General features: G+C 53.9%; 12 protein-coding genes. 7 read left to right on the top strand and 5 right to left on the bottom strand.

Annotation, left to right across the window (positions count from 1 at the left end; genetic code table 11):
• The 5 genes from ACLQMU_RS05080 to ACLQMU_RS05100 all read left to right on the top strand — a co-directional run.
• Positions 1–776, top strand: a 776-nt coding sequence (locus ACLQMU_RS05080) for a class II fructose-bisphosphate aldolase (RefSeq protein WP_443673585.1), incomplete at its 5' end; no start/stop codon positions are given.
• 68 nt (positions 777–844) lie between these two features.
• Positions 845–1,942 carry a fructose-1,6-bisphosphate aldolase/phosphatase gene (gene fbp, locus ACLQMU_RS05085; protein WP_422149434.1) on the top strand — a complete coding sequence of 366 codons (1,098 nt, stop codon included), beginning with the start codon at positions 845–847 and terminating at the stop codon, positions 1,940–1,942.
• A gap of 145 nt (positions 1,943–2,087) precedes the next feature.
• Entirely contained in the window at positions 2,088–2,324 is a 237-nt protein-coding gene (locus ACLQMU_RS05090) for an LSM domain-containing protein (RefSeq protein WP_422149040.1), read from the top strand.
• Between the two features lie 23 nt (positions 2,325–2,347).
• Positions 2,348–2,692, top strand: a complete 345-nt coding sequence (locus ACLQMU_RS05095; protein WP_422149039.1) for a helix-turn-helix transcriptional regulator — start codon at positions 2,348–2,350, stop codon at positions 2,690–2,692.
• Between the two features lie 362 nt (positions 2,693–3,054).
• The gene (locus tag ACLQMU_RS05100) at positions 3,055–4,734 is read left to right on the top strand and encodes a PAS domain S-box protein (RefSeq protein ID WP_424039269.1); all 1,680 of its coding nucleotides are present in this window, start codon (positions 3,055–3,057) and stop codon (positions 4,732–4,734) included.
• Positions 4,735–4,853: 119 nt separating this feature from the next.
• Here ACLQMU_RS05100 and ACLQMU_RS05105 read toward each other — a convergent pair whose 3' ends face one another.
• The 5 genes from ACLQMU_RS05105 to ACLQMU_RS05125 all read right to left on the bottom strand — a co-directional run bounded on the left by ACLQMU_RS05105 (position 4,854) and on the right by ACLQMU_RS05125 (position 11,328).
• A complete protein-coding gene (locus ACLQMU_RS05105) occupies positions 4,854–5,765 on the bottom strand; it encodes a hypothetical protein (protein WP_443673586.1) in 912 nt (303 codons plus the stop codon).
• Between the two features lie 1,560 nt (positions 5,766–7,325).
• Positions 7,326–7,604 carry a hypothetical protein gene (locus ACLQMU_RS05110; RefSeq protein ID WP_422148405.1) on the bottom strand — a complete coding sequence of 93 codons (279 nt, stop codon included), beginning with the start codon at positions 7,602–7,604 and terminating at the stop codon, positions 7,326–7,328.
• Complete coding sequence (locus ACLQMU_RS05115; RefSeq protein ID WP_422148404.1) at positions 7,601–7,906, bottom strand: hypothetical protein; 306 nt, start codon at positions 7,904–7,906, stop codon at positions 7,601–7,603. The genes ACLQMU_RS05110 and ACLQMU_RS05115 overlap by 4 nt, the downstream gene beginning before the upstream one ends.
• A gap of 759 nt (positions 7,907–8,665) precedes the next feature.
• A complete protein-coding gene (locus ACLQMU_RS05120) occupies positions 8,666–9,163 on the bottom strand; it encodes a hypothetical protein (RefSeq protein WP_424040230.1) in 498 nt (165 codons plus the stop codon).
• Positions 9,164–9,222: 59 nt separating this feature from the next.
• The gene (locus tag ACLQMU_RS05125; protein WP_424040232.1) at positions 9,223–11,328 is read right to left on the bottom strand and encodes an acetate--CoA ligase family protein; all 2,106 of its coding nucleotides are present in this window, start codon (positions 11,326–11,328) and stop codon (positions 9,223–9,225) included.
• A 339-nt stretch (positions 11,329–11,667) separates the two neighbouring features.
• Between ACLQMU_RS05125 and ACLQMU_RS05130 the strand changes: the two genes are divergently transcribed.
• Positions 11,668–12,144, top strand: coding sequence for a C1 family peptidase (locus ACLQMU_RS05130; protein WP_424040234.1), 477 nt, complete (start codon positions 11,668–11,670; stop codon positions 12,142–12,144).
• A gap of 20 nt (positions 12,145–12,164) precedes the next feature.
• Complete coding sequence (locus ACLQMU_RS05135; RefSeq protein WP_422148400.1) at positions 12,165–13,172, top strand: lectin like domain-containing protein; 1,008 nt, start codon at positions 12,165–12,167, stop codon at positions 13,170–13,172.
• Positions 13,173–13,195 lie beyond the last annotated feature (23 nt).

Raw genomic sequence — 13,195 nt, forward strand, 5'->3', positions numbered from 1 at the left:
CCTCGTTTGCCATCGATGCCTCGCACCTCTTCAACTTTGAGGGAAAGAACGTCCGCGAGGAACTGGACGGGAATATCGCGGCCACCACGGATATCGCCCGCTACATCAAACAGCAGATGAAAGGAAAGGAGTTCGGCCTCGAAGTGGAAGTAGGAGAGATCGGGAGGAAAGACACCGAAGGCCTGATCCTGACCCGGCCCGAGGAGGCTGTCGGGTTCATCAAAGCCCTCAACGAAAACGACGTCTTCCCTCACGTGATAGCAATTGCTAACGGCAGCTCCCACGGCCACGCCTACGATGCGAACGGGAACGTGGTGGAGCAGCTCTCGATCGATATCAACCGTACAAAAGAGATCGCACAGGCGCTCCGGGACAATCACCTCAATGTCGGGATCGCCCAGCACGGCATCACCGGCACCCCGCGGGATCTCATCAACCTGCACTTCCCCAAGGGCGATATCATCAAGGGAAATGTCGGGACATTCTGGCAGGATGTGGCGTATGGCATCCTGAAGATCTACGAGCCCGATCTCTACAAGAGCATCGTGGACTGGACACTGGAAAAATACCGGCCCGCTAACCCCGGGAAGAAAGATCGCCAGATCTTCGATGGCAACTGCAAGATGGCGATCAAGGAATTCTATAAAGAGATCTACGCGGTCGGTGAAGAGACCAACAAGGCCATGCAGGCGATGGCGTACGCGGAAAGCCTGGTCTTCTTCCGGGCATTCGGCGCGTACGGCACCGCCTCGGCAATCCGGAAGTCCCTGCACTGACCCGCCGCTGTCTCTCCATTCCCAACCATTTTTAGGATCGCCGTGCGATCACATAGATGTGAACACGTATGCCACGGACCACAATCTCGGTCATTAAAGCGGATGTGGGAAGTTTCCCCGGCCATTCCCGCACCCACCCGAAGCTGCTCGAAACGGCTGCGAAGATGCTGAAGGCCGAGCGGGGAAAACTCCTTGTCGATTCATTTGTCACCCACTGCGGCGATGATCTCGAACTGATTATGACCCATACCCGCGGGGTGGACAGCGAAGCGATCCACCGGCTCGCGTGGAATGTTTTCCTGGAATGCACCGGGGTTGCAAAAAACCTCAAGCTCTACGGTGCCGGCCAGGACATGCCTGCCGATGCGTTCGCGGGGAATGTCCGGGGCATGGGCCCGGGAGTCGCCGAGATGGAATTCGAGGAACGGGAGTCCGATCCCGTCCTTGTCTTCATGGCAGGCAAGACCGGGCCCGGCGCATGGAACTTCTTCCTGTACAAGGTCTTCGCCGATCCGTTCAACACCCCGGGCCTTGTCACCGACCCGTCTCTTTCAGAGGGCTTTGTCTTTGAGGTCCACGACCTTGTCGGAAAACGAAAGATCAGCTTTGCCTGCCCGGAGGAAAGCTACAGCCTGCTTGCTTATATCGGGGCGCCATCCCGTTACGTGATCAGGCATGTGTTTAAAAAGGACGGGACGATCGCTGCCTCGACAAGCACTCAGCGTCTCAATACGATGGCCGGCCGGTGCAGGGGAACGGATGATCCGGTCATGATCGTCAGGGCAGAGAGCGGTTTTCCCTCGATGGGTGAGGCGATCGAGCCGTTTACTATCCCCGTGCTGGTCGCAGGCTGGATGCGCGGGGCGCATCACGGGCCGCTCATGCCGGTCGGCCTCTGCGATGCCAACTGCACCCGGTTCGACGGTCCCCCCCGGGTCATCTGCTTCGGGTTCCAGGTTACCAACGGGAAGCTGATCGGCCCGGCGGATATGTTCGACGACCCCGGTTTTGACCGGGTCAGGGCACGGTGCAACGAGCTCGCGGACACGATCCGTGCACAGGGGCCCTTCGAGCCCCACCGTCTTTCGTCAGAGGAGATGGCGTATACCACGCTTCCGGCTGTTGAAAAGAAACTGGAACCGCGCTGGGAACCCCTCGGGGACTGATGTTATTTCTGAGGGTCTTCTGGCAGGTCCTGCTGCAAAAGGTTGGGGGTTTTCGTCCACAAAACCCCTGCGGGTAAATGGCCGGTAATCCCCCTTCTCCGCCCTCTAGCAAACTTTAATTATCTTCCGACCCAAATCAGGACAGATGGTTAACGGAATTGTTTTGCCCATAAAGAAAGTGTTTGCCCTCGTAGATTCCAAAATTACCGTAGAGATCAAGGATGAGGGGCGCAAACTGCAGGGCCGGCTTGTCGCGGTGGATGAATACCTCAATATCCACATGGACGAGACGATCGAGTTTGTCAACAACGAGCGCGGGCGAAGCCTGGGTACGGTCGTTATCCGGGGCAATAATATTCTTACCATTGCCCCGGTTCTCTGAACATATATGAGGAAGTAACCGTAATGCCTGAACCAGAAGATGAAGCATTCACCCTGATCCAGTCACGGCCTGAGGGAGTCCTCCAGAGCGAGCTCTGGAAAGAACTGGGTGTGGACAGCCGGAAATGTTCGAGGATCGTAAAGAAACTCGAAGAGAGCGGGCTCATCAACCGGGTGGAATACAAAAAAGACGGGATCAAGACCTACCTCCTCCGGGCCAGACAACAGCCGGTACATCCCGAAGACCTGCTTGCCGGTGACGAGCTGATCCCGTGCATCGCATGCGACCTGGAATGCATCGTGGACGAGTGCCACCCCTTAATGGACTGGATGTACCAGCTTGCCATTGTCGGGAACAGCAACCGGTGACCGGTTCTGTTGTATCCCTGTCATCTTTTTACAAACGCTTTTTGCAGCTCATGGCCTGCCTTTAGCCTGCCGCCCATCCCTGTCACCGGGATATGGCTCGTGTATGGGGAATCTGGAGCCGGAAAAAGAGCGAAGGGGATGATAAACCGGCTGCAAAAAACCGGGAGGGAACTGTACCTGATGAAAGGACAGGACAATTCCATAACCGGGCGTCTCCCCTCTCCGGGACAGGAATGCCATTCCGGCCGTAAATTGCGCGAAATCTGCAATTTCCCCCGCATCCAGTCAACTATTTATTGCAAAAATATCCAGATTATAAGTATACACCGCAGGCGACCCAGCCCACGCCCCGGGAGTTCCTGATGATATCCGTTCTGTTCGTGGATGATAATACCGATTTTCTCGCGCAGTTCCGCCCGTTCCTCGAAAAATCCGGGGAGGTGCGGCTGGATCTCGTGCAATCCACCAAACAGGCAATCGAGAAGCTCAAGAACCGGTGTTTCGACGTTATCGTCTGCTACGAAGAAGTGTCGCCGGTCAACGGCATCGATTTTGTCTCCGATATGAACGGGATAGGTTTTTTGCGCTACCTCCGCTCTGTGGGAAATCCCACGCCGGTTATCGTCTTTCACCGGCGGGGTGAGAGCCGCGTTGCCTTTGAGGAAATCAGCAACGGCACCGAGATCATCATTCCCCGGACCGCTGACCTGCGTTCACCGGCAGCAGACCTGGTCATGCTCATCAAGCAGACGGCACTGCGCAAAAAATCGGAGCGCGACGTCAAACTGCAGAACGATCAGCTGACCGCCATCCTCTCGGCGACGCCGCTGGGCATATTCCAGATGCGCAACGCCACGATCGAGTGGATCAACCACCCGCTTGCGGCGCTCCTTGAAACATCGGAATCTGCCATCGTGGGAAAACCGGTACGTTCGCTCTTTGTGACCGAAGAGGAGTTCGGGCAGGCCTGCCGGGACCTCCAGATCCACCGGGATGCCCTCGGCAACGGTTGTGCGGAGTGCGAGCTCGTGCGGACCGGCGGGGGGATCATTGCCTGTACCCTCCAGGCCCGGCTCCTCGACCCTCTCGACGCAAAAAAAGGAGGCACGGTGGTCGTAACCGATATCTCCGACAAGAAGAAGATGCGGGACGCCCTCAAGGAGAGCGAGGCGAAGTACCGCGAGATGATGCAGAATGCCCAGAGCATCATCATACGGATGGATATGCAGGGCGTCATCACCTATGTCAATACCTACGCGGCAGCATTCTTCGATTATCCCGACAGCGGACTTGTCGGGAAAAACGTGGTCGGGACAATCGTGCCGGAAAAGAACCGGGGCGGCCACGATCTCTCGATGATGGCGAACGACTTGGGTTTCAATGCCGAGGGGTATGCTATCAACGTGAGCGAGAACATCCGCCGGAACGGGGACATTGTCTGGATCGCGTGGATCAACAAGGCGATCCGCGACCCGCAGGGCCACATTGTCGAAGTACTCTGTATCGGCCATGATATCACCGACAGGAAGCGGACCGGCGAGGTGCGGATCAGCACCGATACCTGGAAAGACCAGGTTGTCGCCGATACGGACGTGCGCGAAGAGGTCTTCGATTCCGTCTTCCACATCTGCACCGAGATCTCGATCGAGGGCCGGGAAGGAAAAGCGGTCGGCACGACTTTTCTCATCGGCGACACGAAGAACGTGCTCGCCAAGTCCCGTCAGATCATGCTCAATGCCTTCGAAGGCCATGTACCCGAGATGCGCATGGTGACGAATCCCGATCTCAGGGAAAATATCAAGGAATTCGCCCAGCTCGACGGGGCTTTCGTGATCACAGGCGACGGGTTTATCGAGGCATCCGGGCGGTACATCACGGTGGACTCAAGCAAGGTGACCCTCCCCAAGGGCATGGGCACCCGGCACAACTCGGTCGCGGCCATGACCAGCGTGACCCGGGCCGTGGGCATTGTAGTCTCCCAGAGCGGCGGGGGGATTACGATCTTTAAGGGCGGGCAGATATTGAAGAAGATTACGCTTTGAGGGCGGGGGTTTTGGAAAGGATATATTGCTGATTTTCAAAACTGCAAAATGAAATTTGGTTAGTCCCATTAGCAGCAAGACAATATTAATGGTTTAATGCTTTGTCTAATAACACATTCTCACAAACACATTAAGAACAATCCTAATCGCGGTAAAATTCCATAAAAATAATTTACGATAATTACCGCTAGTAACAAGATATCGATTACCAATATGATTTGATTCCATCGATTATTCGAAATAGTTTGAACAAAACTTGATAGATCTATCTTTATTTTTTCTATAGAATAAACTATACGATTGTCCACGATTTGTTTCATTTCTGTACTTAGCATATATTGACTGATGACCATATTGGCTATAACGGTTCCAATCCCAAAGAAGAAAATAATGATTGGAATCATTATAGTAACGATATAAATTGTGGGATCCGTTAGTTGTTTGATTAGATTTGACAATAATTGAAATACAATAAAGCTAATTTCACCAAGGGAAATGGCCAATAAATTAAGCCGCGTCGAGAATGTAAGGAGTTCCTGATGGTTCGTTTTTGTAATATAAGTGATTTTTCGAGAAAATATTATCAAAAATATTGTAACAATGCCCAATAAAAAAATTGGGAGGTAATAATTAGGCCCCGTACTCAATATTAACCCAACAAAAAATGCTAGATTAATAGAAAGAAAAATCCAAAATTCAAAAGAATTTTCATTAAAATATCTATTATATGAATTTTCAAATGATTGAGTATCAACAATTTGATCCGCTTTAATTAATAATGAAAGGAGTAAATATCCTGAAATAAAAAGAGGAAATAATGAAATTATCTTAACGTTACTATCCTGTGAAGTAAAAAAATATTGAAATAACGCAATTAAAATTCCAAATACAGCATATACTTCACTATTTTTTTTAATAAAATTAACAATTGTAAAAAATTCCGGTCTTACAAGATGAAGATCTTGTCCACAGCCTTCGCAAAAATTCGGATTGGAAAAATTTTCATAATTGCAGTTAGGACAAATTTTCATATTTTAATGGTAACACCCAGTCAAAATAAAGATATGTTCCCAATATTTTTGAAGGCTCAAATCCTTTCTTCCGTATTCGATGCCCCAATAGGAAGTCTTCCAGAATTGTATTATCATAATTCCCTCAGATGCCAGATTTTCAGAATCGGGTTCATAATTAAGATTCAGGAAAGGTGTTTCATAGTCACGAGACCAAATTTTAATCTCCCTCCCTGATTTACGATTCCTCCCCCTCCTCGCTAGCGCTCGGAGTCGCTCGGGCGCCTCGTCGGGCCCTCGCTGGGCAAGTGAGTCGCAGGGCATCCACCCACTACGCAGTATCGCTCACGGATTTTGGTTGAGAGTTAGGATCCCGGTAAGTGCGTAGCGCAAAACCCGACGAGGCGTTTTGCGCGTCGGGCATCGTTCCGCATCGATGCCCGGAAAAAATCGCGAAGAGATTTCGTACTCTGGCATCTTCGAAATTTTTTCTGCCGTATGCATTCGAGTATCTCTCGCCCGCTACAGAGGCTCCCCTTCGAGGGTGGCGGCGCTCCTCATATGGGGGTACAGGGGAGCATCAGCCCCCCCCATCCACCCCGATCTGAGATACACTAATCCGGGCCCTTATTGAGCCCGGATTACCCATATCAGGATCCAATCGGAGCCCGATACGGGCTCCTTTTAAAAATAAGCCCAAATCGGCCGTATTTTTGCAATCGGGCGAATTTAATCGGTCTCATAAAGGCCTATTCCTGCCCAAATCTCACTTCAAATGAGGAATTTGACCCATCCCGGAAAAAGAGGCTGCCAAAACGCGAATACGGGGCTCTAATGGGCATTATATGGGGCTCAATTTACGTTTATTTTGGCAAATTGGGGCAAATATGAGCTTTTATTTTCGGGTAGTGGAATCGGACGGTTTTACGGGCGTATTTTGGGGGGGTGTTTTGAGACAATCTCATTCGTGATTCTCCCCCCCTCCTCGCTTTGCTCGGAGTCGCTCGGGTGCCCGCTCCTTTTGCTTCACAATCCCATCCAAAGAATCTGATCACGAGTTGGGATCCCGGTAAGTGCGTAGCGCAAAACCCGACGAGGCGTTTTGCGCGTCGGGCATCGCTCCACCTCAATGCCCGGAAAAAAATTGCGAAGAGATTCCGCACTCTGGCATCTTCGAAAGTTTGGCCGCGTGAATCGCAATGGGGGTACAGGTAATCCCCCATATTCACCCGATCTGATCTACACTAATCCGGGCCCGTATTGAGCCCGGATTGCCCATTTCAGGATCCAATCGGAGCCCGATACGGGCTCCTTTTCAAAACAAGCCCAAATCGGCATTATTTTGGCAATCGGACGAATTAAAACGTTCGCATAAACGCGATTTGCGGGCCGATCCGATGCCAAACAGGTATTTGATCGATCCCGGAAAAAGAGGCCGCTAAAACACGTCTATGGGCCGTTTATGGGCATTATATGGGGCTCAATTTACGCTTATTTTGGCAAATTGGGGCAAATACGAGCTTTTATTTTCGGGTAGTGGAATCGGACGGTTTTGCGGGCGTATTTTGGGAGCTTGCAAAATCATAAGATTTTGCGCTCTTCGGGTAATTTCAGATACTCCTCACCAGAAAGTGGGCATCGTATGAGATCGCCAAGTTCTTTGCCGGAGAGATGGAGCTGCCCCTTCATTTTTGCCAGAAGGTCTGCGTTATAATCCCGAATTCCATGGCTCAAAAAAGTGTGCACTCCGGTAATTTTTCCATTAATGGCGAGATAGAAAATCTTGTGATGAGATTCTTTTACCCTGAACCCTTTTTTGAGTAACGCTGCCTCAATATCCCTGGCTTTACAGGGTTTCACAGGATAACTCCGGCCGGAACAAGAGAGGTCAGGTTATTACGGAGGCGAAGAGCATCCGGGGTAAGGTTTGCCGGATCCTCATCAACATATACTTCCCAGAGCATCGAAAGTTCATCAGATATTCCAGCGATACCTTCTTCAAGAGTTGCAGCGGAAACAACCAGACCAAATTCTTCGTCGGAAAGAATTAACCGGTCGTCTTCGTGTTCCACGGTAATTGTTAGTCGCCGGGCTAACCGGTGAACACGACCATTGATTTTCAATCGATCAAGGCTGATTACCTGATCTGCCATCTTGAACATAGATACAACCAGGTTTTCTTTCTACCGTATTAGGGTTTCCGGCAGTGAGCATTCATTTCGTCACAAGGATATTCTTTACTTATTCAGTTGTATAAACCCGATCTTGCCGGATATCCCGCATCGCCATTTCCGGTAATTGATCCGCCACAGGGGCTTCCTGCCGGTGGCGGCGGCGGATCTTCTCGCATGGGGGTGTGGGGGCGACAGCCCCCACGATATCCCCACTATGCAATCCGGATCATCCGGCCCACACATTTTTGGAAAAGTTTGGGTCATGATGTGAGAATTCCGGAAAACGATCGCCCCGCTCCCTCATCATGATCGGCCACCCCGACCTCCAAAAAAACCGGTCACCCCCCTCCTCTCACTTCACGCTCCGCAAAAAAAATGATCGGACCGATCGATCGCAAAGTTGATCGGGTTGACCTCTCCTATTCCAGTGCCGCACCATGCACTTCTACTGGAATTTCAGGCGAGACAAGATGGTCGGTCCGATCGTCCGCAAAACCGATCGGTCCGACCAATTTCAGAAATGATCGGGGCGACCCTCCGTACACACGAATCAAGGGCAGCCCCCTCCCCCCCCACTGTGTAGTCCGCAAAAAAAATGATCGGACCGATCGATCGCAAAATCTGTCGGCCCGACCCTGTGTTCATGTGGGAGGGGGTGCCCCGTTCCCGATAAAAAAGTCCGGCCCTGCAGCTTAAGATTTTAAAAAATAGAGAAGCAGGGTCCCCCGGATTTGCAAGAACCGGTCCTCAGGAATTATACGACCGGAACGGCACATACTGGTCGAGGATCTTGACCAAATCACCCTGCGGCGTGATCGCCCAGGCCTCGGCCCGGTCCTGGTACCCGGTCGTCGCGGCAAACGTGACGCTCTGGCCTATGGAGAACGGCTGGTCCATCTCCCCGGTCTCAACGATACCATCCGACCGGGTGACCTTGAGCTCGATCCGGGGGATGAGGTTCATGCCCATCCCGCCCCGGAAGGTGATGATGATCTGCGGATTTATTGCCTGGCCGTTGCTCTGGGCCTGGACATTGATGCTCCAGTACGAGGGCAGGGTCCCGGTCGGTTCCGGGGTGGCCGAGTCCGGGGGCAGGGCAGGCGATGAGGAGGTCGCCGCGGTAGTAACCGTCACGGGTGTGGATGCAGGAGTGCCGATTGACAGGGATTCCGGCTGGGTGCAGCCGGCCGTAACGAGCGCCAGCACGAGGAGGAATGCGAGGCCAGGGACCAGTCGGAGGTTCATACGAGAACGTGCATCCCGCCGGTATAAATGATGATATGATGGCCGGGGTTAGAGGTGCTTTACGGTCGTTCGAACTCCTGCGGCTCCCGGGTATCTTCGCGGCACCCGGAGGGGGCATCCACGTTGTGGCACGTGTACCGGCAGATGTTTCCCACAGCCCGGAACGCGTCCTCAAGGTCCGGGAAGTTGGGGATTTTTGCCTCCCGCAGGATCCGCTGCGGCGTCTTCATGGAATCCCCGCCGATCATGCAGCCCACGATCATCTTTTTTGTGTGCTTGGAGAAACGGATCAGTTCGTTTGCGACCCGAATGGGGTTGGCGATCGCGGTCGGAACCGCGATCACAAATGCGATGTCCCAGAGGTCCTGGTGCCGGATCATCACATCGAACGTTTTTGCGTAGTGCTCGGGGTGGGAATCGCCGACCATGTCGATCGGGTTTTCGCGGCTCCAGTTTGCAGGGAGCACCGCGTCCAGTTCCCGGGTGAGCGCCTCAGGGAATTCCACCAGCCTGATACCAAACCGCTCGGCATAGTCGGATGAGAGGACTGCAAACCCGCCGGCGTTCGAGATGACGACGGCGCGGGCCCCTGCCGGGTACCCTTCGGAAGCGAGAAGTTCGGCAGCCTGGAATGCCTCCCGGATCGACCGGACCGGGATCATGCCTGCCTGCCGGAACGCTGCCTGGTAGACCGCAGAACTCCCGGCGAGGGAACCCGTGTGCGACGAAGCGGCCTTCTGCCCGATCACCGATGTGCCGGATTTTATCACGATCACGGGTTTTGTCGGGGTGATCCGGCTGACGGTATCCATGAAGCGCCGGCCGTTTTTAATCTCCTCGACATACAGGATGATCGCGTTCGTGGCCGGGTCGGTACCGGTCCACCTGATGAAGTCCTCGAACGTGAGGTCCAGCTGGTTACCCACCGAGATCACGGCGGAAAACCCGATCTCCTCGGGCAGGCTCCAGTCGACAATCGTGGTGATGATCGCCCCGCTCTGGGAGATAAACGCAATGGAGCCGGGCCGGGGGGAGACCGGATCAAACGTGGTGTTGATTCCCTGCGTCGGCAGCATGAACCCGAGACAATTGGGGCCCATGACCCGGATTCCATACTTCTGTGCAGCGGCCAGCACCTGTTCTTCGAGCGCTTTCCCGGCCGGCCCGGTCTCCCCGAAGCCAGAAGAGACGATGATAACGAGCGGGATTTTTTGTTTTCCCGCTTCCTCCACGATGGCAGGGACCCCTGCTGCTGGTATCGCAATCACCGCCGCATCCACCGGCCCCGGGATTGCGGCAAGCGAGGGATATGTAGTCTTTCCGAGGATCGCTGCGTTATTGGGATTGACCGGGTAGAGGGCACCGGAAAAGCCGAGCATGTTCCGGCAGATCGCGTACCCGACCTTATCGGGGTTCTGCGATGCGCCCACGACAGCAACCGACCGGATCTTAAAGAGGTTGTCCGGCAGTGCAGCACCTGCCGCCTCCTTCGAGGCCGGTCCGACTGTATCGTCGGTATAGATTCGCGCATCCACTGCGCACCCGCCCTCGCCGTAGAGGATGACCGGGTTGATGTCGAACTCCTGGACCTCGGGGTGCTCCATGAACATCCGCACCAGCGCACCGGCGATCGCGACGAGCGCTGCTTCGTCCCGGGGAGCAGCGTGCCGGAACCCGGCGACCAAGGGGTATCCCCTGAGGCCGTGGATCATGGTGCGGATACCGTCGTCACCGACCGGAAGGAGCCGGATTGCAACATCCCGGATCAGCTCTACGAGCGTGCCGCCCATGCCGATGGTGATCACTTTCCCGAACGACGGATCGGTCTTTCCCCCGATGATCAGTTCGAGGCCTTCATCCTGCTGCCTCTCAAGGATAACCCCCCGGATCACCGCATCGGGATATGCCGCCCGCACGTTTTTCGTGATCGCGGTAAACGCCTTCTCTGCGGCAGCGGCAGACGCGATGCCGGTGATGACGCCGCCCGCATCGCTCTTGTGGATCACCTGCGGCGAGACGATCTTTGCCACCAGCGGGAACCCGATCCCCTCCGCTGCACGCCCTGCCTCTTCAGCGGTGGCGACGACCACGTACCGGGGCACCGGGATCCCGTAGGTTTTCAACAGTTCGTAACCGTCCGCTTCGGAAAGCAGGGTGCGTGACATGGTAGCTGCTCCTGTAGTGATAGTACCGGTGGGGAGGTTAATGAGGATTGCCCCTTCGCTGCGGGCTTGCCGTAGTCCGGGGCGTCAACGGCACTGTTGCCGGAACCCCGGGGGGAACCACGTTCCTCTCCCGGCACCGGCGTTTTTTTCAATCCTTACGCCTGTCAGGTACATTCCTTCGAGGAACCGGAAGTCCCTATCGGTATTTCCGTTCCCGGCCGGCACCGGATTCCCATGTCAGGGGAGTATATGGGGAGGCACGTTATTGACGGGCTCCCGGCCGGTTTTGCCTGGAGACCCAACAGCAATATTTTTAACTTTTGTATTGGATGCATGCATATGAAAAAATCAGTCCCCTTCCTGATTCTCATCACCTTCATACTGGCGGGAGTCCTTATTGCCGGCTGCACCTCACCTGCTCCGGCATCTGAACAGGCTCTGGCACCCAACGTGACCGCTGCCAATGAAGGACCCCTCAATCCGGATTATGTTGCATACCAGCTTAAACCGGAGCCGGTGACCACGGATGATGGATATGCACTGGGAGACGTTCCCTCTCCTATCACCCGGCCCGATGTCAAGGATATCCCCCTGTTTGGTCCCGGCGTTCACGCGGTCGAAACCAGATATGACCTGCGCGATTATGACAAAGTCAGCCCGGTGGAAGATCAGAATCCCTTCGACACCTGCTGGGCGTTTGCCACCTACGGATCCCTCGAGTCCACGATTCGCCCCAATGCAACCCTGATCTTCTCTGAAAAAAATTTAGTGAACCTGGCCAGACCCGGTGTTTCTGACGCTGTGACGGATCTCTGAGCGGGGGTATCGACAAGTCAATGGCGTATCTCACCCGCTGGGCCGGACCCGTCGATGAGGCTACCGATCCCTATCCAAAAGTGACCTGGACCGGTTCTGCTTCATATCCCGCGGTCATGCATGTCCAGAATGTGATCCTCTTCCCCGCACGATCAAACAGGACAGATACCGATAACATAAAACTGGCATTAGAAAAATATGGCGCAGTCGATTCTGCATTGGAATGGTCGTCAGACTTATTCCTGAATAGATCATCGTATGCATATTACATGCCGGCATCACATCCGAAAATCGGTGGCGGGCATGACGTTACCATTATAGGATGGGATGACTCGTACCCGGCAACAAATTTCAAGGATATCCCCCCCGGGAACGGGGCATGGATCGTGAAGAACAGCTGGGGGACAAACTGGGGAATACATGGCTTCTTCTATGTCTCTTATTATGACAAATACTTTGGATCAGCACTTCAACCGGATAATACTTCGAAGGACACCGGGATTATCCTGGGTGAACCTGTCGATAATTACAAGGGGATCTATTATTACGACCCCCTCGGAGAATGCGCGGAATATTACTTCGGGACAACACCAAAAACCTCTACCGTTGCCAATCGTTTCACTGCAACCTCGCCGGGAACAATTAAGGCGATAGGATTTTTCTCAACGGATGTACACACCAGCTACAAGGCGGAGATCTACCGGAACCCGACGGACGGGCCGGCAGGCGGGACACCTGTGGCCACCTTCAGCGGGACCCTGCCCTATATGGGTTACAGTACCATTGTCGTGCCATCCGGAAGTCTGGTCCGGGTCAATACCGGAGATACGTTCTCGGTCGTGCTCACCCTGACAAATCCGTTAAACCCCGATGTCGCTGCGGTTGAAATGCCCGGTGCCGGTTACTGCAGGGATGCCACCTCTCACCCGGGAGAGAGCTATTTCTCGACCGATAACGGACGGTCATTCAAAGATCTTACAACCACGCTCGAAAACGCAAACTTTTGTATAAAGGTGTACACGACGTAGGTCCTGATGCGCTGGCGGTTGAC

This window comes from Methanoregula sp., from assembly GCF_052325125.1.
Classification (GTDB): domain Archaea; phylum Halobacteriota; class Methanomicrobia; order Methanomicrobiales; family Methanospirillaceae; genus Methanoregula.